This is a genomic window from Herbiconiux sp. (assembly GCF_004297105.1).
Lineage (GTDB): Bacteria > Actinomycetota > Actinomycetes > Actinomycetales > Microbacteriaceae > Herbiconiux.
Map to the genome: position 1 here is coordinate 43,543 of NZ_SCVE01000007.1, position 21,044 is coordinate 64,586.

General features: G+C 70.7%; 17 protein-coding genes. 6 read left to right on the plus strand and 11 right to left on the minus strand.

From position 1 onward, the window contains the following. Positions 1–24: 24 nt before the first annotated feature. From EPO52_RS03380 to EPO52_RS03390, 3 genes are read right to left on the minus strand one after another with little or no spacing between them, the layout of a single operon-like run. Entirely contained in the window at positions 25–1,245 is a 1,221-nt protein-coding gene (locus EPO52_RS03380; protein WP_363339280.1) for a glycosyltransferase, read from the minus strand. Next, complete coding sequence (locus EPO52_RS03385; protein WP_290801939.1) at positions 1,242–2,468, minus strand: hypothetical protein; 1,227 nt, start codon at positions 2,466–2,468, stop codon at positions 1,242–1,244. The genes EPO52_RS03380 and EPO52_RS03385 overlap by 4 nt, the downstream gene beginning before the upstream one ends. Before the next feature lie 60 nt (positions 2,469–2,528). Further along, complete coding sequence (locus tag EPO52_RS03390; protein WP_290801942.1) at positions 2,529–3,707, minus strand: acyl-CoA dehydrogenase family protein; 1,179 nt, start codon at positions 3,705–3,707, stop codon at positions 2,529–2,531. Positions 3,708–3,872: 165 nt separating this feature from the next. On the opposite strand from EPO52_RS03390, the gene manA reads away from it, so the two are divergent. Beyond that, positions 3,873–5,183, plus strand: a complete 1,311-nt coding sequence (manA, locus tag EPO52_RS03395; protein ID WP_290801945.1) for a mannose-6-phosphate isomerase, class I — start codon at positions 3,873–3,875, stop codon at positions 5,181–5,183. A gap of 104 nt (positions 5,184–5,287) precedes the next feature. On the opposite strand, the gene EPO52_RS03400 is transcribed toward manA, so the two are convergent. Then, complete coding sequence (locus tag EPO52_RS03400; RefSeq protein WP_290801948.1) at positions 5,288–6,244, minus strand: helix-turn-helix domain-containing protein; 957 nt, start codon at positions 6,242–6,244, stop codon at positions 5,288–5,290. A 233-nt stretch (positions 6,245–6,477) separates the two neighbouring features. Here EPO52_RS03400 and EPO52_RS03405 point away from each other — a divergent pair, with 233 nt between their 5' ends. From EPO52_RS03405 to EPO52_RS03415, 3 genes are all read left to right on the plus strand, one after another. After that, the gene (locus tag EPO52_RS03405; protein ID WP_290801951.1) at positions 6,478–6,807 is read left to right on the plus strand and encodes a WhiB family transcriptional regulator; all 330 of its coding nucleotides are present in this window, start codon (positions 6,478–6,480) and stop codon (positions 6,805–6,807) included. A gap of 116 nt (positions 6,808–6,923) precedes the next feature. Further along, a complete protein-coding gene (locus tag EPO52_RS03410) occupies positions 6,924–10,643 on the plus strand; it encodes a glycosyltransferase (RefSeq protein ID WP_290801954.1) in 3,720 nt (1,239 codons plus the stop codon). Beyond that, positions 10,633–12,069 (plus strand): DUF5719 family protein, encoded by a 1,437-nt coding sequence (locus EPO52_RS03415; RefSeq protein WP_290801957.1) that lies wholly within the window; start codon positions 10,633–10,635, stop codon positions 12,067–12,069. The genes EPO52_RS03410 and EPO52_RS03415 overlap by 11 nt, the downstream gene beginning before the upstream one ends. A 70-nt stretch (positions 12,070–12,139) precedes the next feature. Here the strand turns inward: EPO52_RS03415 and EPO52_RS03420 are convergent, their stop codons facing one another. Beyond that, the gene (locus EPO52_RS03420) at positions 12,140–12,580 is read right to left on the minus strand and encodes a metallopeptidase family protein (protein ID WP_290801959.1); all 441 of its coding nucleotides are present in this window, start codon (positions 12,578–12,580) and stop codon (positions 12,140–12,142) included. A gap of 80 nt (positions 12,581–12,660) precedes the next feature. Between EPO52_RS03420 and EPO52_RS03425 the strand changes: the two genes are divergently transcribed. After that, the gene (locus EPO52_RS03425; protein ID WP_290801962.1) at positions 12,661–12,864 is read left to right on the plus strand and encodes a DUF3499 family protein; all 204 of its coding nucleotides are present in this window, start codon (positions 12,661–12,663) and stop codon (positions 12,862–12,864) included. Between the two features lie 8 nt (positions 12,865–12,872). On the opposite strand, the gene EPO52_RS03430 is transcribed toward EPO52_RS03425, so the two are convergent. Further along, positions 12,873–13,751: an RDD family protein gene (locus EPO52_RS03430; protein WP_290801965.1), complete on the minus strand. Its 879-nt coding sequence runs from the start codon at positions 13,749–13,751 to the stop codon at positions 12,873–12,875. A gap of 17 nt (positions 13,752–13,768) precedes the next feature. Between EPO52_RS03430 and EPO52_RS03435 the strand changes: the two genes are divergently transcribed. Further along, positions 13,769–14,764: a stage II sporulation protein M gene (locus tag EPO52_RS03435; RefSeq protein ID WP_290801968.1), complete on the plus strand. Its 996-nt coding sequence runs from the start codon at positions 13,769–13,771 to the stop codon at positions 14,762–14,764. 587 nt (positions 14,765–15,351) lie between these two features. Here the strand turns inward: EPO52_RS03435 and EPO52_RS03440 are convergent. From EPO52_RS03440 to EPO52_RS03460, 5 genes are all read right to left on the minus strand, one after another. Further along, complete coding sequence (locus tag EPO52_RS03440; RefSeq protein WP_290801971.1) at positions 15,352–16,659, minus strand: DUF58 domain-containing protein; 1,308 nt, start codon at positions 16,657–16,659, stop codon at positions 15,352–15,354. A 28-nt stretch (positions 16,660–16,687) separates the two neighbouring features. Further along, positions 16,688–17,665: a MoxR family ATPase gene (locus tag EPO52_RS03445; protein WP_290801974.1), complete on the minus strand. Its 978-nt coding sequence runs from the start codon at positions 17,663–17,665 to the stop codon at positions 16,688–16,690. A 72-nt stretch (positions 17,666–17,737) separates the two neighbouring features. Then, a complete protein-coding gene (locus EPO52_RS03450; protein WP_290801976.1) occupies positions 17,738–18,991 on the minus strand; it encodes a DUF4350 domain-containing protein in 1,254 nt (417 codons plus the stop codon). After that, positions 18,988–19,656: a DUF4129 domain-containing protein gene (locus tag EPO52_RS03455; RefSeq protein ID WP_290801983.1), complete on the minus strand. Its 669-nt coding sequence runs from the start codon at positions 19,654–19,656 to the stop codon at positions 18,988–18,990. Before EPO52_RS03455 ends, EPO52_RS03450 begins: the two co-directional genes overlap by 4 nt. Then, positions 19,653–21,041, minus strand: a complete 1,389-nt coding sequence (locus EPO52_RS03460; RefSeq protein ID WP_290801984.1) for a glycerophosphoryl diester phosphodiesterase membrane domain-containing protein — start codon at positions 21,039–21,041, stop codon at positions 19,653–19,655. Before EPO52_RS03460 ends, EPO52_RS03455 begins: the two co-directional genes overlap by 4 nt. Between the last annotated feature and the right edge of the window lie 3 nt (positions 21,042–21,044).

Sequence of the window (21,044 nt, forward strand, 5' to 3'; positions counted from 1 at the left end):
CCTCAGCGGACAGGTTCACTCGGGTCATCTCGACTTGCGTGCCCGGCGTCGCGCTGCGACGAGACCCGCACGCCACTTGGCGATTCCGATAACGCCTCTGTTGTCGAGGTCATGAAGCCGATGATTCAGTTCATCGGCGCGACTGGTCACGGTCCTGAGCTCGTCTCGCAGGGTCTCAACCTCGGCGATCTTGGTTTCGACCTCGGTCGTTAGGTGCTCCAGCTCGAACTCACGGCGTTCGATGTGACGTTGATGATGCTCGAGCGTGGCCGCCATGGCATCGAGTCGCGCTTCGAGCCAGGCCGCGTAGCGCTGGGCCAGCGAGAGCGCGGTCGACGGGGCGCCTGCGGTGATCTCATCCGCTGTCGGGAGCGTACGCCCGTTCGTGATGGCAGAGGCGTCGCCCCATTCGCGCACCGGGGCGAGGACGCTCAGCGGCGCGTCCGGCTCCGGCGCATGAGCGAGAACGTCCGCCCACCGATCCTGGAACACTCGTGAGCCATGCCACGACGCCCATTCTCGGTATCGGCCACTCGCCGATGTCGAGGCCCCGGAAACGTGCTTCACCTGAGCAGAGGGCTCAAAGATGATGTCGCCGCCCGCGAGGCGCAGTCGGAACTGCAGGTCGACATCCTCGTAGTAGGCGGGCTCGAAGGCCTGGTCGAAGGCGGCGACGGCACGGAACGCGGTGGCCCTGACGAGCAAAGCGGCTGCCGAGCCATAATCGATCTCGCGGCGAGAAAGTAGCCCCTGGGATGCCGCCTCTTCCAGCGACATCCCTCTGCCTAGCTGGGCCGTTCCATCGGCGAGTACGCGGCTACCCGCTTCTTGGAGGGTGCCATCGGTGTTGCGGAGAAGACTTGCAATCGCCGACGCTGACGGTAGGTCGCGCGCCGCAGAGACGAGCCGTTCGAGCCACGACGGATCCACCACCGTGTCATCGTTGAGGAAGATAATGAATTCACCTCGGGCAACGCCAGCTCCGGCATTGCATCCGCTTCCGAAGCCTACGTTGCTCGGCAGATCGACGATGACAGCGCCGGAGACGCGGCTTGCCACGAGGTCGCGGGCGGCCGTGCTCGCGCCATTCAGAACGACGATCATCTCGAACAGCGGGGCGTTTTCGGACATTGCCACCGATTCGAGGCACGCGAGGAGTGTCTCCTCCATCTTCCAGGCGAGGACAACAACGCTGGCGACCGGAGAATTCGATGGTGGGAAGATGACGGGATCGATGAGCGTCAGCCTTTCATTCGCGACAACACTGTCGGCGTTCTATGAGGCACTACAGTATTCGAGGACTGGGTATTGGACGCCCGGGCCGGAAGCGGGTTGACCCGCTCCGCGCCGTTCGCGAGGTCGAGTGACACCGCGGTCTGGTCGAGCTTCGACTTCAGCGCGAACACCACGAGCACGAGCCAGCCGGCGTGCGCGAGCGGCCCGGCGTCGAAGAAGGTCTGCACGATCAGCGCGGTGAACACCAGCGCGGGCGCGAGAGTGATCGGCACCTGACGGATCGGCAGTCCCAGCGAATCGAGCGGATCGTCGATCGCGAACCACCACAGCCGGTGCCAGGTGCCCACCACGAGGGCTGCGGCGAGCAGCACGCCCACCACGCCGAGCTGTGACCAGACGCCGTTCCAGACGTTCTGGGTCTGCAGCGTGGGCGCGAACACGAGAACCGCCACCACGGCGAGGGCCGTGACCACGGCGATCCCCACCATCACGGCCACCCGGCGGCCGGGGCCGAGGCGACGGGCGAGCAGCAGGGCCCCGAGCATCGCGGCCGCGATCACGAGGGCGGCCAGGGCCACGAGCGAGCGGGTGAGGGCGAGGAGTGCCACGGCGATCCCGATCCACACCAGCGTCGGGATGCGACGGCGCAGCCTCTGCGCGAGCTGCACGCCGAGCACCAGCCCGGCGAGCACCGCCACGAAGGCGAGCAGGCCGCTGTCGCCCACGATGCCCTGCACGGGGCCTCCGGTGAAGAGCGCCGCCTGCGTCCAGGGGGTGGTCGAGCCGCCCCAGAACGGCAGGATCGGGGCGCGCACGAACACGGCGGCGATGAGTTCGAACGCCACGGAGAGCCCGAGGATCCAGCACAGTGCCGTGCTCAGGGCGGCCACGAGCCGCGGCCAGCTGAGGGCGACGCAGAGGAAGAGGGCGCCGAGCGTGACGGCGGCCTGCGCGACGAGCCCGAGAGCCGAACCGCCGGGCGATGCCGACCAGGCGACCGACACCACGGCGAAGGCGGCCACGAGCACGAGGGTGCGGGGGAAGCGCCGCGGGTCGAGGCGCCGCCAGAGCCGTCGGCGTGTCATCACGACCGCCACGGCCGCGGTGATCGCCACCGCGAGGGCGAGATGGCCCCAGCCGCCGAGGAGGTTCTGCCAGAAGTCGCCCGCGAACACCGTGAAGAACAGGAGCACGCCGAGCGAGCGCGTGGTGGCGTCGGTCGGGTAGCGCATAGGGAGAAGCCTACTCAGCCGGGGATGCCGGTGCGGCCGCCGCCACCGGGGCGACGACCGTCACACGAAGGCGGCGAACCCGGTGAGACTCCGCCCCACGATCAGCGTGTTCATCTCACGCGTGCCCTCGTAGGAGTAGAGCGCCTCGGCGTCGGCGAAGTGGCGGGCCACGTCGTAGTCGAGAACGATGCCGTTGCCGCCGAGGGCCTCGCGGCACCAGGCCACGGTCTCGCGCATCCGGGCCGTCGTGTAGGCCTTGGCCAGGGCGGAGTGCTCGTCGCGCTGGGTGCCGTCGTCGAGCATCTGCGAGACGCGCACCACCATGCCGAGGCTGGCCGTGATGTTGCCGATCGACTTCACCAGCAGGTCTTGGATGAGCTGGTGCGAGGCGATCGGCTTGCCGAACTGCACGCGCTCCTTGGTGTACCGCAGGGCGGCCTCGTAGGCGCCCACCGAGTTGCCCACGGCGGCCCAGGCCACCTCGGCGCGGGTGAGGCGCAGCACCGCCGCGGTGTCGCGGAAGGAGTTGGCGTTCTGCAGCCGCAGCGATTCGGGGAGGCGCACGTTCTCGAGCGTGATGTCGGCGTTCTGCACGATGCGCAGGCTCTGCTTGTTCTCGATCTTGGTGGCCGTGTAGCCCGGGGTGCTGGTCGGCACGATGAAGCCCTTGACCTGGCCGTCGGCCGCATCCTTGGCCCAGATCACCGTGATGTCGCTGAAGGTGGCGTTGCCGATCCAGCGCTTCGATCCGTTCAGCACCCACTCGTCGCCGTCGCGGGTGGCGATCGTGCGCAGGCCCTGCGCGGAGTCGGAGCCCGACTGCGGCTCGGTGAGGCCGAAGGCGCCCACCACGTCGCCCGAGGCCATCTTCGGCAGCCACTCGGCGCGCTGCTCGGCGGAGCCCGCGATGCTGATCGAGCCCATGGCGAGCCCGTTCTGCACGCCCACGAGGGTGGCGACGGATGCATCGACGCGCGCGAGTTCCAGTGCCACGAAACCGCGGAACACGGCCGAGTTCTCGAACGGCTTCGTCTCGTCCCACGCGAAGCCGAAGACGCCCGTCGCGGCCAGGCCCTTCATGATGCCGTCGGGATAGGTCGATTTCTCCCAGTGCTCGTTCACGACCGGCTTCACCTCGGTCTCGAGGTAGTGGCGGAGGTCGGCGAGTGCGTGCTTCTCCTGGTCGGTGAGGAGGGTCTCGTAGCCGTAGAAGTCGCTGGCGAGGGGCTCGAAGGTCATGTCTGCTCCGTTGCGGGTGGTGGGCCCGGGAGTTGCCCGGGTGGGTTCGGCGTGGTGAGCCTAGTGCGAGGTGCCGCGCGCATCCTGGGCGCTTGGTAGTTTTGTCCAATCCGGCCGAATCCTCGGGAGCCCCGGATTGTAGGTCGCTGATAACAGGAGTGCACCATGTTCGTCCAGATCGTCAACACCCCGCGCGATTACGCCTGGGGATCGACGTCGGCCATCCCCGAGCTGCTCGGCACGGCCGAGACGGGTGAACCCCAGGCCGAGCTGTGGCTCGGTGCGCATCCGGGCAGCCCCTCGCGCATCGTTCGGCCCGAGCAGACCGGCGGAGCGGCCGACCTCGCCGAGTGGATCGCCCGCGAGCCCGGTCGCGCCGTGGGGGAGAAGGGCTCGCTGCCGTATCTCCTGAAGGTGCTGGCGGCGGCCCAGCCGCTCTCGCTGCAGGCGCACCCCACGCTGGAGCGCGCTCGCGAAGGCTTCGCGCGGGAGAACGCTGCCGGCATCCCGATCGACGACCCGTCCCGCAACTACAAGGACGCGCTGCACAAGCCCGAGATCGTGGTGGCCGTGAGCGAGCGCTACGAGGCGCTCTGCGGTTTCCGTCCGCTGGCCGAGGTGCGCGAGATCGTGGAGCTGCTCGTCACCATCGACAACTCGCAGACGGCGCCGCGCTGGGAGCTCTACGGCCCCATCGTGCACCTGCTCGAGGACTCGGTGACCGAGCGCGAGACCGACGCCGAGGTGCTGCGCTCGGTCGTGGCGTGGCTGCTCGCCGGGGGCGACGAGGTCTCGGCGCTCGTGGGTCACCTCGTGCGCACCGCCGAGAAGGCGCTGCACCCGGCGCACGCGCACATGACCGACCCCTACACGCTCGCCCTCGAGACCGTGGTGCAGTTGCACGAGGAGTACCCCGGCGACCCCGGGATCATCCTGTCGCTGCTCCTGAACCGGGTGACGCTGAAGGCCGGTGAGGCGCTGTACCTGCCGGCCGGCAACATCCACGCGTACCTCAAGGGACTCGGCATCGAGCTGATGGCGGCTTCCGACAACGTGCTGCGCGGTGGGCTCACACCCAAGCACATCGACGTGCCCGAGCTGCTCGAGGTGCTGGAGTTCGAGGAGATGCCCGTGCCGTTCCTCGTGCCCGAGCATCCGGCCCCCGGTCTCTCGGTGTTCCGGCCCGACGTGCCCGACTTCGTGCTCACCCGGGTGGAGCTCGGTGGTGGTGGGCCGGGGGCCGGCCACGAGATCGAGGCCGCAGCGCCGGCCGATGGTGTCGTGATCACGCCACAGGGGGCCGCGATCGTGCTCTGCACCGCCGGGTCGATCTCGATCGCGGGAGCCTCGGGACTCTTCTCCCTGGTGCGCGGCGAATCGGTGTTCGTCACCCCGGATGAGGGCGAGCTCGCGTTCACGGGCACGGGCACCGCGTTCGTGGCGGCTCCGGGCGCCCCGGCGGCCGAGCTGCCCTGACCCGTGCGGGAACCGACGGAGAATGGCTGCGACACGCGGCTGAGACTCCGTCGTTGCCGGGATCGGGGCCGAAACTCCGTCGTTGTCCTCGGAGCCTCGGTGCCTCAGGCGGTGGCGCGCAGGGAGAACGTGCGGCGGTACGCCGCCGGCGTGGTGTTGAGGCTCTTCCCGAAGTGGTGGCGCATGACGGCGGCGGTGCCGAACCCGCTCTCTGCGGCCACCGCATCGAGGCCCAGGTCGCTCTCCTCGAGGAGGTGCTGGGCCCGGAGCAGCCGCTGGCGGTTCAGCCACGCGGCGGGCGTGGTGCCGAGGTCGGCTTTGAAGCGCCGGGCGAAGGTGCGGGAGGACATCAGCGCCCGCCGCGCCAGCTCGTCGATCGGCAGCTCCTGATCGAGATGCCGCAGCATCCAGTCGGTGACCTCGGCGAACGAGTCACTGCGAGACACGGGGATGGGGTTGGCGATGTACTGGGCCTGACCGCCCGAGCGCTGCGGGGGCACCACCATGCGGCGGGCCACGACGTTGGCGGCCGCCGCGCCGAGCTCGCTCCGGATGAGGTGCAGGCACGCGTCGATGCCCGCGGCCGTGCCCGCGCTGGTGATGATGCGACCGTCTTCGACGAACAGCACGTCGGGGTCGACCGTGATCTCGGGGAACTCGCGGGCCAGGCGGTCGGCGTGCATCCAGTGCGTCGTGGCGGAGCGGCCCGTGAGCACGCCCGCCCGGGCGAGGGTGAAGGCGCCGCTGCAGATGCTGATGATCCACGCACCGCGGGCGACCGCATCCTGCAGCACCTGCACGATGGCGGGATGCACGGGGGCATCGACGACATGCGCCGGAACCGCGATCAGATCGGCGTCGGCCGCCGCCTCGAGGCCCTCGGTGATGACCATGTCGTAGCCGAGGCTCGTGCGCACGGGGCCGGGCTCGGCGGCCGCGATGGAGAACTCGAATACCGGACCGCCGTGCTCGCTCCGGTCGATGCCGAACGCCTCGCAGACCACACCGAACTCGAAGGGGGCGACACCGGGGATGGCGAGGAGGACGACTTTTCGCAGCATGTCGGCAGGATATCGATGAACCACGAACAAAGTCCACTCGAGAACTGTGGCTGAGTGCTGCCCGCACGTGGCCGACGGATTCTGCACGGAGGCATGATTCGGGCCGTGTCGCAACTCTCGACGACCAGTTGAGGGTTTACGATCTGCGACTTGACGCGGGGGAACTACAACGGTGTAATTAGACAACGGGGTTGTCGGCAGGTCGCAAACGAGTTCAGAGGGTGGAGCGTGATATGGCGTTGTCAGAGTATCGCTCAGGCGTTCCGGATGACTGGTTCGTCGATCCCGTCCGTCTCGGCGTTCCGGGTGTTCGCAAGCCGAGCACCGAGGGAGTCGATGACAACCCTCTCGGCTGGCAGGCCGACTCGCTCTGCGCACAGACCGATCCCGAAGCCTTCTTCCCCGAGAAGGGCGGCTCCACGCGAGACGCCAAGCGCATCTGCACCTCCTGTGAGGTCAAGGCCCAGTGCCTCGACTACGCGTTGCAGAACGACGAGCGCTTCGGTATCTGGGGCGGCCTGAGCGAGCGCGAGCGCCGCAAGCTCCGCAAGAGGGCTGTGTAGCCACTTCCCTTCCGGGTCTCGCTCGGGATTCGGGCCTCACACCGGATTCATAAGATACCGGCACGCCGACCGGGACTGCAGGATGCGGGCATCCGCCCCTTTAGAGTCGTTGCGATATGCACGCCCGAGTCACTGCCGTCCTCGTCGCCTCGAACGGAGCCGACCACCTTCCGCGCACCCTGGAGGCGATCGCGGCGCAGACCCGAGCGCCGGATGCCCTGGTGGTGGTCGACTGCGCCTCCTCGGATGCGACCTCGACACTGCTCGCCGCCGCGCAGCCCACGCGCTTCATCTCGGCCTCGAGCCGGCTCTCGTTCGGCACCGCCGTCACCCACGCGCTCGGCGTGGCCCCGCCGCCCACCTCGGAGAACGAGTGGCTCTGGTTGCTCGCCCACGACACCGCTCCCGAGCCCGGTGCTCTCGCGGCCCTGCTCGCCGCCGTCGAGGTGAACCCCTCGGTGGCCGCCGCCGGCCCGAAGCAGATGGAGTGGGACGACGGCGACTACATCAGCGAGTTCGGCGAGACCATCACCCGCCTCGGCGCGAGCGTGCCCCTCGTGGAGACCGAGCTCGACCAGGCCCAGCACGAGCGTATGAGCGATGTGCTCGGCGTGGGCGCTGCCGGCATGCTGGTGCGCCACACCGTGTGGAACGAGGTGGGCGGTTTCGACCCCGCTCTGCCGACCGCCGACAACGGTCTCGACTTCTCCATCCGGGTTCGGCTCGCCGGCCACCGGGTGATGGCCGTGCCCTCGGCGCGCGTGGCCAGCGACGGCGACGGCTTCTCGGGGCCCGGCCGTTCCACCCGGGGTTCTGCGCGGCGCAAGCGCCAGACCGCCCGACGGGCAGCCCAGCTGCACCGCCGGCTCGTCTACGCGCCGCCCTTCGCGGTGCTCTTCCACTGGCTCTCCCTCGTTCCGCTCGCCGTGGCGCGGTCGCTGTTCCAGCTCGTGCGCAAGCAGCCGGGAGCCATCGGCGGCGAGTTCGCCGCCGCCTTCAAGACCGCCTTCGGCTCGAAGATCGGCGAGGGCCGACGCCGGCTGAAGGCGTCGCGCCGCGTCGGCTGGAAGGCGATCGCGCCGCTGCGGATGCCCGGAGACGAGATCCGGCGCCGTCGCTCCCTGCAGCGCGAGATCGCGCTCACCTACCTCAGGGGCGATCGCGACCGCATCCAGTTCATCGCCTCGGGCGGGGTGGCGACGGTGCTCCTCGTGGCCCTCGTGGGCTTCGTGATCTTCCTGCCGGTGTTCGGCGCGGCCGCCATCACCGGGGGAGGGGCGTTGCCGCTCGAGACCACGGTCGGTGGGCTCTGGTCGCAGATCGGCACCGGATTCCGCGATCTCGGTCTCGGCTTCGTCGGCGCAGCGGATCCGTTCGCCGCCGTTCTCGCGGTGCTGGGCTCCATCACGTTCTGGTCGCCGTCGTTCGCGATCGTCTGCCTCTACCTCGTGGCCCTGCCGCTGGCGGCCCTCGCGGCCTGGTTCTGCGCCGCACGGCTCACCGACCGGCCCGTGCTCCGTTCGGCCGCCGCCGTGCTGTGGGTGCTCGCGCCGTCGTTCCTCGGAGCTCTCGACGCGGGGATGATCGCGCCGATCATCGCGCACCTGCTCCTGCCGTGGCTGGTGCTCGCGGGGCTCGCCGCTCCGAAGTCGTGGTCGGCCTCGGCCATGGCGTCGATCCTGTTCGCCGCCGTGCTCGCCGTCGCGCCCTCGCTGTGGCCCGCGCTGCTCATCCTGTGGCTGGTGGCCACCGTGGCGGCGCGCCGCGATGTCGCGCGGCTCATCGGCATCCCCCTGCCGGCGCTGGCTCTCTTCGCCCCGCTGATCTGGGACCAGTTCCAGCGCGGCACGCCCCTCGCGTTGCTCGCCGACCCCGGACTGCCGGTCTGGCGGCCGCAGGTGCCCGTGATCGAGCTGCTGATGGGGCTGCCCCAGTCGGGCCTCGGCGGGTGGGAATTGCTCGCCGCGACCGTGGGCGTCAGCTCGAGCGTCGTGCTGCTCGTGCTGGCCGTGCTCACCGTGCCTCTCGTGATCACCGCACTGGCCTCGCTCGTGCTCCCCGGCAGCTACCGGGCCGTGGTGGCCGTCGTGATCGCGATCCTCGGTTTCGGCACCGCCGTGGCCGCCGGCCAGCTCTCGCTCGCCACATCGGGCTCGAACGCCGTGTCGATCTGGCCCGGATCCGGCCTCAGCCTCTACTGGCTCGGACTCGTGGGCGCCGCTGTTCTCGGACTCTCGAGTCTGCCGAAGCTGGCGGGGCTGCCCGCGGTGATCGCCTCGGTGGCCGTCGGAGTGATCGTGCTGCCATCGGCGCTCGGTGTGCTCCTCGGCACGGCCGATGTGACACCGGGCAGCGGCCGGCTGCTGCCCGCCTATGTCACCGCCGAGGCCTCCAACTCCCCGCGGGTGGGCACGCTGGTGCTCTCGCCGCAGTCCGACGGCGGGCTCGGCGCCAGCGTCGTGCACGGCGCCGGGGCGACCCTCAACCAGCAGTCGACGCTGGGTGCCACCGCCGATGCAGCCGACGCCGACCGCACGGAGCTCGCCTCGATCGTGGGCAATGCCGCATCCATCTCCGGTGCGGATGTCTCGAGCCGCCTGACCTCGCTCGGTGTCGAGTTCATCCTGCTCGCCCCCGCCACCGCGACGCAGTCGGGTGCCGCGGCCGACGAGATCGTCTCGCGCTCGGCCAACGCTCTCAACAGCAACCCGCAGCTCACGTTCATCGGCGACACCTTCGCCGGGCGCCTCTGGCAGGTCTCCGACGACGGCACCCTGGCATCGCTGCCCGACCCCAGCCCCACCAACACCGGTACTCCGCTCGGCATCCTGGTGCTCGTGATTCAGGGCTTCGTGTTCGCCATGGCGCTGCTGCTCGCCCTGCCGGCCGGCCGTCTGCAGGTGCAGGGCAACCGCGCCGTCAGTGCCACAGCACACGTCGGGCCGGCCGACTCCGTGGAAGAGGAGCTCGCCACGGAGAAGGGCCCCGAGTACGACGACGACGTCCCGGTCGGCGAGGAGCCCGAAGCCCTCGAGACGGTCGAGGAGCAGGACCTGCCTCCGGATGCTGCGGCTCCGGTGGTGGCAGGCGCGACGCTCGCCGCGACCTCCCTGTCCGACGCACCGGCCGCCGGCGTGGACGACGCACCGCCGTCGGACCCCGCCGCAACGAGTGTGGAGACCGCAACCGGCATCTACGCGGCGGAGTACGTGACGGATGCCCCTGTGGCCGACGAGGGGGAGGAGACTCCGGCCGGCGAGCAGGTCGTGTCGACGGAACAGGCGGACACGGAATCGCCGACGCCGGCGCCGACCGGACCCGTGGACCCTGAACCGCCCGTGGAGGCTGAGCCGCCCGTGGAGCCCGAGCCGCCCGTGGCTGTCGAGCCCGCGCTGTCTGCCGAGCCCGCTCCGGCCGTGGAGACCGACCCTGTCGACACGGTGGAAGCCGACTCGGCGCCGGGTGCGCAGCCGGAGCCGGCCGCCGGAATCGAGCCCGAGCCCGGATCTCTCGCCCAGCCCGCGCCGATCCCCGCGATGGACCCCGACTCCGCCGTCGTCCCGACCGAGGTCGGAACTACCGCGGTGCCTGTGGCCGGCGCAGATCCGGGAGCCGAGCGCGACGCCGGCGTCGATGCCGCCCCGGCCGAGCCTGTCTCACTGCCGCCCGCATCCGGAGCCCCGATCGCGCCCGACCTCGACGACTACGACCCCAACGACGAGACCGTGCTGAGCATCCGCGACGCTCTCGACCGCGACGCGGCGAACGACGCCGGCGGCGATGCCGACACCGATCCCGCCCGCCTCGACCCGAAGGGTTCCGACGATGGCCGCTAAGCGCCCCTCCCTGGCCACCGGCGCCCGCATCGTCACGGGCGTCGTGGTGGCGGCCGTCGCCGTGGTGGCCGCCGGTGCCGCCCTGGCACTGCCGTTGCCCTCTGTCACGGCGCAGCCGACTTCCTTCACGGTCGACCCCGCCCCGGCCGAGGAAGTGCGCGCCTGCAGCGGACCGCTCGTGCGCCTCTCCGACGACTCCGGCCAGGATGCCACCGCCATCAGCGGTGTGGGTTCGGCCAAGGTCGTCGCGGCGAGCGGCGACGCGGCCGTGCCGCTCGAGCAGAGCGCGCTCGCCTCGCCCGACGATCGGACCTCCACCGGGTCGAACGCCCCCCAGCGGGTGGCGCTCACCCCCGATGCCTCGGGCGCCGACACGCTGTTCGCGGCCGCTCAGTCGCAGACGGCCTCATCCGGCGATCTCGTGGGTCTCGCGGCGGCCTCGTGCGGCGAGGCATCCGCCGACAGCTGGCTCGTGGCCGGATCGACCACGGTCGGCCGCACGAGCTTCGTGACCCTCGCCAACCCGGCCGACGTGGCGGCGGTCGTCGACCTCTCGCTCTACGGCGACCAGGGACCCATCGTGTCTCCCGGCGCGAAGAACCTCGACGTACCGGCGCGCTCGACCCGGATCGTGTCGCTCGCGGGGCTCGCGCCCGACCAGGCCGACCCCGTGGTGCACGTGGTGGCGAGCGTGGGTTCGGTCACCGCCTCGGTGCAGCAGAGCGTGGTGCGCGGACTCGAGCCGGGAGGCGTCGACGTCGTCGGCGTCACCGCCCCGCCGTCCACCTCGCAGACCGTGGCCGGACTGCAGATCTCCGGCACCTCGGCCATCGCGGAGAAGCTCGCCGACGCGAACTACTCCGACCTCACGAGTGTGCTGCGCCTGCTCGTTCCGGGTGACCAGCCCGCATCCGTCTCCATCCGCATCGCGGAGCAGAAAGACGGTGGCGCGCAGACCGAGTACCAGGTGGGACTCACGCCCGGCGTCGTGACGGAGTTCCCGCTGCAGGATGTGCCCGACGGTACGTACACCGTGACCGCCGACTCCGACCAGCCGATCGTGATGTCGGCCCGCACGTCGACTCTCGCCAACGGCGTCACCGACTTCGCCTGGTACCAGGCCGTGCAACCGCTCGCGACGACGTTCTTCGTGGCCGTGGCCGACGGGCCGAATCCGCAGCTGACCGTGGTCAACGCCGGCGACGCACCCATCGACCTGACCTGGACCGCGCTCGACGGGGGAGTCGGCACCGCATCGATCCCGGTCGGCGCGCGTTCGGTTCCGCTTCAGGCCGGCATGTCGTACACCGTGGCGGCGTCGGCACCGGTCTCGGCGGCGATGACCTACTCGGGCGACGGACTGCTCGCCTCGTTCGGGATCGAGGCGCCGAGCCCCGCTGCGGCGCCGATCGTCGTCTACCCCTGATCCCGCTCCCGAGAACTCGTCTGCTCCGGGTACCTCGGCGGGGCGGCGGATCGCTCGGCCCGCAGGCGGTTCAGAAGTGCCCGAAACGGTCGGGAGCCAGGTCCCACGGGTCTTTGCCGAGCAGTTCGGCCACGGCGCGGAACACGCACGACTCGATGGCGAGACGGCGGTGTACCTCGTCGTCACGGTGGAGGTGCGACATCCGCTCGATGGGCAGGCGGAACAGGATGACGCGGGTCTTCGTCACCGACCACCGGTCGACGTGGTCGGGCGAGCCGAACTGGCCGAACGGCATGGTGGCCACCTCGAAGCTCACGTTCGCGAGCTCGTTCGGCCAGACGCTGCGGAGGTACTCAGCCGTCGACGAGACGGTCATGTCGAAGAGGTCGATGCGAGAGCGCAGGAACGGCAGGTGCGGGCCGGCCGCCGAGGAGCGCAGATCGCGCCCGTGACGGTTCCTGGTGCGTGCCCGGATGGTGGCGGCACGCGGTGCTCTGCGGGAACGGGCCATGCGCTCAGTCTACGGGCGCGAGCGCGACACGGGCGTGGCCTGACGGCGTTCCGCGGGGGCGCGCGGCTAGGGTGGAATCGATGACGATCAGGGAATGCACCCGGCCCTCGTGCCGGGGTGAGGCCACCACCACCCTCACCTACGACTACGGTGATTCACTCATCGTCGTGGGCCCGCTGAGCCCGCTTCCCGAGCCGCACAGCTACGACCTCTGCGCCCGTCACACGGAGCGCCTGTCGGCCCCGCAGGGCTGGCAGATCATGCGCCACGCCTACGTGCAGTAGGCGCCTCCCTAGCGGTCGGGGAAGCCGTTCGGAAGCCCGCGGAGGATGGGGTCGACCTGCTGGAGGCGGGCGCGCTCGAGCATGAGCGCACGGAGCTCGCGGTCGCGGCGGATGGCGGCCACACCCACGAGGAAGGTGTGCGGGTGCACATCGGGCAGCGGGGAGACGTGCGGCGCCGTCTCGGCAGCCAGTTCGAAGGCCAGACGGTCACGGGTGGCGGGAGTCATCCGTTCGACCTGCGTGAGGTACTGCACCACGCGGCGGGCGAGCCGATCGGGCAGCTTCGCCACATCGGCGGTCTGGGCCCACACCATCAGCTCCGGCGGGATCGGGATGGCGAGTGACGGCGGATGCGGCACCCGCTCGTGCTGGCTGTAGGTGCCGGCGAGCAGGTCGCCGAGGCGCTTCGAACGGGAGTTGAGCATCGAGGTCACCACCGCGATACCGCCGAGCGTGGCGAAGATCTCCACGAAGCCGAGCAGCCCGCGGATGACGGAGTGCCGCAGGGTGATGGCCCCGCCGTCGTCACGGACGATGCGCGCGCCGATCGCGAGGCGCCCGAGAGAACGGCCTCGGCTGGCGATCTCGACCACGATCGGCGCGATCACGAGGAAGCCGACGATGAGCGAGACGAGGAGCGCCTGCGCGAGTGCGGGGTCGATCGAGGAATCGGCGAGAGCCACGGCGATGAAGAAGTAGAGAGCGGCGGCGAGAGGTGTGGTGTACACCAGGAAGTCGATGACGCCGCTCGCACAGCGCAACAGGAAGCCCGCGGGCCGCACGTCGAGGGCCACTGCCTCGCCCGTGAGCAGCTCGTCGTCGGCCAGCATCCCGGCCTCGGCAGCACGGAGGCCGGTCGCGCTCTCTGGTCCGAACGGCTGCGTCACGATTATCATCTAAGCAGATGGACCTCGACGCCTACAGTTCCGCGCATCGTGACGAATGGGATCGCCTCGATGAACTCGGGCGACGGCGGGAGTTCACGGGGCGTGAGGCCGACGAGCTGATCGAACGCTACCAGTCGGGGTCGACGCAGCTGTCGGCCATCAAGACGGTGGCCGGGTCGACCGCCCAGGGCGACCGGCTCTCGGTGTCGCTGTCGCGGGCGCGGTTGCGCTTCACCGGGGCGGGCACGAATGTCTTCCGGCAGCTGCCGATGTTCTTCGCCATCCAGTTGCCGGCGGCGCTGTACCGCATCCGGTGGCTGACGCTGGCGGTCGCAGTGGCCACCATCGCCATCGCCGCGCTCTACGCGGTCTGGATCTCGCAGAACCCTGCCGTGCTGGCCGCCCTCGGCGACAACGCCGACCTCAAGAAGTTCGTCGACGAAGACTTCGTCAACTACTACTCCGAGAACCCGGCGGCGTCGTTCGCAGGACAGGTGTGGACGAACAACGCCTGGATCGCCGCCCAGTGCATCGCTTTCGGCATCCTCGGGGTCTACGTTCCGTCTGTCATCATCCAGAACGCCCAGAACCTCGGGATCAGCATGGCGGTCATGTTCGACGCCCAGCGGGGTGACGTCTTCTTCCAGTACATCCTCCCGCACGGGATGCTCGAGCTCACCGCCATCTTCGTGGCCGCGGCCGCGGGGCTGCGCATCTTCTGGGCGTGGGTGGCGCCGGGCCCCCGCACCCGGGCGCAGTCGCTCGCCGAGAACGGCCGCTCGCTCATCACGGTGGCGGTCGGCCTCGTCTTCGTGCTCTTCGTTTCGGGCGTCATCGAAGGCTTCGTCACCCCGGCGCCGTGGCCCGTGTGGGTGAAGATCAGCATTGGCGCGATCGCCCTGCTCGCATTCCTGTTCTACATGATCGTGATCGGTGGGCGGGCTGCGCGGGCGGGCGCCACGGGCGACCTCGACGAGTTCGAGGCGGGGGCCAAGCAGCTGACTAGCTGCTGACTGTTCGTTGCCGCTGTGCGGCGTCGAACAGTCAGGCGCCGCCGGTCCCTGCCCGGCGGCGCGCGACATGCTGCGCGCGCGCCAGAACGCGCCGTGCCGCTTGCGCGGCGCGCCCCGCCCTGCCGCGCGTGCAGCCTTGCCAAGACGAGTACGGCCCCCGGTTCTCGGTCGCGTGACCGGGTAACTACGCGAATGAAGCAGACCGGAGCCCTATCGGGAGTCGGTCTGCCGCATTTTCGTAGTTGCACGGTGGGGACGCGGCGGTTTCACTGCCAGAACCACGTCACGCGCGTGAAAACCGGGGGCCGTTTTCGACGACCCAGGGTGAGCGCGCCGCCGCGCGCTGGAGCTGGGGCGACGATCCGGTGGATCGTCGCTGCGACGCCAGCGCCGAGCGAGCTGCGCTCGCTCGGTTTCAGAGAGAGGCACGCGAACATGTCGCGACCCGCGGCGGCGCCGCCGCGCAGCGGCACAGCCGCCTGCGGCAGCAAACACAGCGGGACACGAGCGACCCACATTCGGGCGGAGCCAATCTAGCGGCCCACTCAGGGGCGGCGCCAACCCCCGCGGCCCGCCGACCCGCGCCCCTAGAGGCGGCCCGCGGCCTTCAGGGCCAGGTACCGGTCGGCCACCGCGGGTGGGAGGTCGGCCGGGGAGCCCGTCACCACATCGGCGCCGTAGCGCTTCAGCACGGTGGTGACGCGGGCGACGTCGAGCAGGGCACGTTCGGCGGCGGCGGCGCGGTAGACCTCGTCGCGGTCGCCGCGCTGCAGCACGCCGGCGAGCACATCCGGGTCGGTGACCGAGCTCACGAGAACGGTGTGGTTGCGTGTGAGCAGCGGCACGATCGCCATCAGCTCGCGCGAGATGCCCGGCGCATCGATGGCGGTGGCGAGCACCACGAGCGAGCGCTGCGTGGTGACCTGCCGCACGAGCCCGGGCACGGCGGCCCAGTCCATCTCGATCAGGTCGGGTTCCACGGGTGCCATCGCATCGACCATGCGCGACAGCAGCTCCGGCCCGGATGCCCCGTGCACCCGCCCTCGCAGCCTCCGGTCGTACATGATGAGGTCGACGCGATCACCGGCCCGGGTGGCCAGTGCGGCGAGCAGCAGGGCGCTCTCGAACGCGGTGTCGATGCGCGGCTCGTCGTCGATGCGGGCTGCTTGCGTGCGCCCGGTGTCGATCACGATCACCACGCGCCGATCCCGTTCCGGCCGCCAGGTGCGCACCATCACGTCGGAGTGCCGCGCCGTGGCCCGCCAGTCGATCGAGCGCACGTCGTCGCCGCGCACGTACTCGCGCAGGCTGTCGAATTCCGTGCCCTGCCCGCGGATCATCACGCTCGTGCGCCCGTCGAGCTCGCGCAGTCGCGCCAGCCGGGAGGGCAGGTGCTTGCGCGAGTTGAACGGTGGCAGAACCCGGATGCGCCCGGCCGAGCGCAGGGTCGCCTGCCGAGCGGCCAGCCCGAGCGGGCCGAACGACCGCACGGTCACGCGTTCGGTGCGCCGTTCGCCACGACGGAACGGTGTGAGCGTGAGGCTGACCATCCGGCGTTCACCGGCGGGGATCTGCACGCTCGAGCGCGTGGTGGAGGCCCCTGCGGAGGGCTGCCAGGCGTCGCGGACGACGCCGCGCAGCATCCGTCGCCCGGTGTTGGTGAGGTAGAGCGAGCTCTGAACGGTTTCGCCGAGACGCACCCGTGCCGGGAGCGCACGGTCGAGGGCGAGCCTGCGGGGTGAGGCGGCGGCGACCAGATCGATCACGACGAGCAGCACGACGAGAGCGATCCAGGCGAGCAGGGCCTCGAGCGCGCGATCGTAGAGCTCGCCGATCAGCACCACCGGCACGACACCGAAGGCGATGAGGGCGACCAGCCGCCCGGAGAGCGTCACGCGCCCCTCCCCACGCGGGCCGTCGTCATCAGATCGGCACCCGCACCTGGGTGAGGATCGAGCGAAGGATGGCGTCGACCGACACGCCCTCCAGCTCCGCCTCCGGCCGCAGCTGGATGCGGTGCCGCAGCACCGGCAGCACCATCGCCTGCACGTGGTCGGGTGTGACCCCGGGCGAGCTGTTGAGCCAGGCCCACGCCTTCGCCGCGGCGAGCAGGGCGGTGCTCCCTCGGGGGCTCACGCCGAGCTTCACCGATGGGCTCTGCCGCGTCGCGCGGGCGAGGTCGACGATGTAGGCGAGCACGTCAGGCGAGATCTGCACGCCCAGAACGGCCTGCTGGGCGAGCTTCAGCTCGGCCGCGCCGATCACGGGGGTGACCCCGGCGGCCACCAGGTCGCGGGGGTTGAAGCCGCCCGCGTGCCGGGCGAGCACCGCCACCTCGGTGTCGCGCTCGGGGAGGTCGAGCACCAGCTTCAGCAGGAAGCGGTCGAGCTGCGCCTCGGGCAGCGTATAGGTGCCCTCGTACTCGATGGGGTTCTGCGTGGCGGCCACGAGGAACGGGTCGGGCAGCAGCCGGGTGACGCCGTCGGCGCTCACCTGCCGCTCCTCCATGGCCTCGAGCAGGGCCGCCTGCGTCTTCGGGGGCGTTCGGTTGATCTCGTCGGCGAGCAGGATGTTCGTGAACACCGGCCCCTCACGGAACGAGAACTCGCCGGCCTTCGCGTCGTAGATGAGCGAGCCCGTGATGTCGCCCGGCATCAGGTCGGGCGTGAACTGCACGCGCTTCGTGTCGAGCGAGAGTGCCTGGCTGAGCGACCGCACGAGCAGCGTCTTCGCCACGCCGGGAACACCCTCGAGCAGCACGTGTCCACGGGCGAGCAGCGCGATGATGAGGCCCGTGACGGCGCCGTCCTGGCCCACCACCGCCTTGCCCACCTCGCTGCGCACGCGCGCGAGCGACTGGCGCAGCTCGTCGGGGCTCGGGGAATCGGTGTGGTCGGTCATCCGGCTTTCCTTACTGTTGGGGCTTCACAGTGCAGCATTTCGGAGTGCAGCATCTCAGAATCGGGCGGCATGTCAGAGCATCCTCGTGACGCGCGTGGTGTCCTGCTCGAGCACGAGCAGCTGGTCGGAGAGCGCCAGCAGCTCGGCCTCGTTCCGAGGCATCGCCCCGACGAGGATCGAGTACACCTCGTCGACGTTCCGGCCCGTCACGGCTGCGACGGCGCGGCTCACCTCGACGACGGATGCGTGCCGTGGCAGCGCGAGCAGCACCGTGAGCCGCGACACGGTTCCGATGCGCAGGGCGTCGAGAGCCCGGGCATGGGCCGACTGTCGTGCGTAGAGGCGGGCACGGCCCTCCATGGTCTCGCTCGCCCGCACCGTGACGGGCAGGTTCTCCACCACGACCGGGCCGAAGCGACGTCCGCGCCAGATGCCGGCGGCCACGACGACGAGCACGAGCAGGAGGATCACGGGCGTGACCCAGCCCGGCGTGAGTGACCCGAGCGTGGCGGGGGCGCCGCCCTCGAGGTCGTCGGGCCCCGGCCGGTACCAGACGAGGGTGTCGCGCTCGCCGAGCACGCCGAGGGCGAGGGCCGCGTTGCCCTCGTCGGTGATGACGCCGTTCGTGAGGGCGTCGCCGGCACCGAACACGGTGACCGATCCGGATGCGGAGCCCACCGGCTGCTCGATGAGTGCGTACGTGTCGTCACCGGCGGGAAAGCAGGCCGCCGTTCCCGCGACGTCGCCGAGGTCGCGGTACACCGCGACGGGGGCGGTGATGGTGCCGGCGCGCTCGGCAGCGGGGAGCGTGCATCCGGAGCTCACGGAGCCGGATGACCCGGGGGCGCCCGCGTTGGCGATGCCGTCGGTGAGGGCGCGCAGCTGAACGGCGTCGGGTTCCACGAGCACCAGACGCGCGCCCTCCTGGGCGAAGGCCTCGACACCGGCCAGATGGTCGGCGTCGAGGTAGGCGTAGGGGTCGGAGAGCAGCACCGTGACACGGCCGCCCGCTGCATCGACGGCATCCTGGGCCTCGGCGAGGCTTCCGGCGGCCACGACGTCGACGCCCTGCTGGCGCAGAACCTCCGCCACCGCGCGGCTGCCCGCGGGGGCGGCATTCTCGATCGAGTAGCGGTTGGCGTCGGTGGTGGCGGAGGTACCGAGCCCGATGGTCACCACGGCGGTGACCAGCGCCACGACCACGACCACGATCCAGAACAGGCGCCGGCGCAGGGTGGTGCGCACCCGGGGCGTCTCGGTCTCGGCATCCGTCACCCCGGTCGTCGCCCGGGCCGCGGCGGGTGCGGATGACGGCGCGGCGCTCACCGCACCACCAGCGTCTCGACGGCCTCGAGGGCGGCCGGGCGCTCGGACTGCACCCGCCGGTCGAGGGCGGCGATGCCGTCGTAGCCCTCGCGGGTTCCCGCCTGGTCGAGGTAGCGCACACCGTCGAACCGGGCGGCTCCGGCAGCCAGCTCGGCCTGCAGGGCCGGGAAGGCCCGACCGGCGCGGCGGGCGAAGTCCTGTGCCGTGGTGCCGGGCGCGGTGCTCAGGACGGTGCGCTCGGCGAGACCCCGGGCGAGCCCGCGGAACGCCTCCTGGATGGCGAGCGTGAAGTCGCCCGCGGCGGCCGCTCGCGCCGCAGCAGCGCGCAGCTCGTTCGCGGAGCGCGCGTCATCCTCACCGAACAGCGCGCCGGCGGAGTACTGGCTCCGGCGGTTCAGCCGTGGCCGGCCGAAGACGAGGAACGCCACCAGCACGAGAATCACCACGATGATCACCACCACGAGGGGGATGAGGCCGCTGAAGCCCGATCCATCCGGCACGCGCAGGGAGGCGATCCAATCGCCGAACGCCTTCGAAGCCAGATCGAACCATGTCGGCCGCGCCTCCTGGTAGGCCGGCTTGCCGAGCTCTCCGAGCAGCAGGTCGCGCGCCGTGTCGGCGTCGGGGTCGACGGGGACGTCGGCCAGGAGGTGCAGGGGGATCATCCGCGGGCCGTGGGGAGGTACGGGTCGGCCCAGACCTCCGAGCCGTCCTGCCGGGCCTCGACGAAGCGCTGAAGCTCGCTGTCGAGCCCTTCTTTGCGCATGCGGAGGTCGATGTAGATCACGGCCACGAGGGCGGCCTGCACCACCGAGGTGACCGCGGAGATCACGATCGTGAAGGCGAGGTAGACGATGTAGACGGCGATGAAGGCGATGATGCCCGATCCGGAGCCGTTCGGGTCGACCACCGACGTCGCGATCGGCGCGAGGAAGGAGAACGGCGCCTGCAGGATCTGAGTGGCGAAGGTGAGGATCAGCCACACCAGCACGAGAACGCCGAGCGTGCGCCAGAAGTGGCCGGTGGTGAGCTGCCACGACCGGCGCATGGATGCGAATACACCGCGTCGTTCGAGCACGATCACCGAAGGGACGAGTGCCAGTTTGGTGCCGATCCAGAAGGCACCCACCACGAAGGCGAGCCCGAGCACCACCGACACGAGGATGGAGATCACGAGGCCGGCGCTGCCGAGCGCGGCACCCAGCGCGACGATTCCCACGATCACGGCGATAGCTGCGAGCAGGGCCAGCCCGATCAGGACGAGCCAGCCGGTGAGCGGGAGGATGCGCTTGAACGCGGCCTTCCAGAGCTCGCCGAGCTTGCGCTCCTCACCGAGGGTGGCCCGGGCCACCTCGATCACCAGCACGCCCTGCAGCAGGGCGGAGGCGAAGAGGGACAGCACGACGGGGATGAGGAGCGAGAGCAGGATGATCGCGTAGTTGCCGGCGGAGATGGCATCGGAGTCCGACGACGAACTGGAGACCGAGCTCCAGCGCGAGAAGGCCCACACCACGGCTGCGCCGAGGAACAGGGCCGTCACGACGCCGACGATCACCTGGATGAGCAGCCCGCTGCCGAAGGTGGCCTTCGGGTTGCGGCGCAGCACCTGGAACGGCGCGCCCAGCAGGGTGCCGAAGCCGAGCGGCCGCAACGGGATGAGACCGGGCTTCGGCGGCGGCGCCCACCCGGTGGGGCCGTGCTGCGCACCGGGCTGTGCGTACTGCCAGGCGGGCTGCTGCGCGGGCGGCGGGGCGGTCTGCCACACCTGGGGCGGAACATACTGCCCGTACTGCGGGGGAGCCGGCGGAGCGTACTGGCCGTACTGCGGCTGCGGGGGAGCCGGCGGCGGGGCGTACTGGCCGTACTGCGGCTGTACAGGAGGAGATGAAGGTGGCGCGTACTGCCCGTACTGCGGCTGTGCGGGAGGAGACGCAGGTGGCGCGTACTGCCCGTACGGCGGCACAGGCGGCAGCGGAGGGGCAGGCGGCACAGCCGCCGCGGGCACGTCGTCGCCCGAGCCAGGTGCCGTCCAGGTGTCGTTATCGCTCATCGG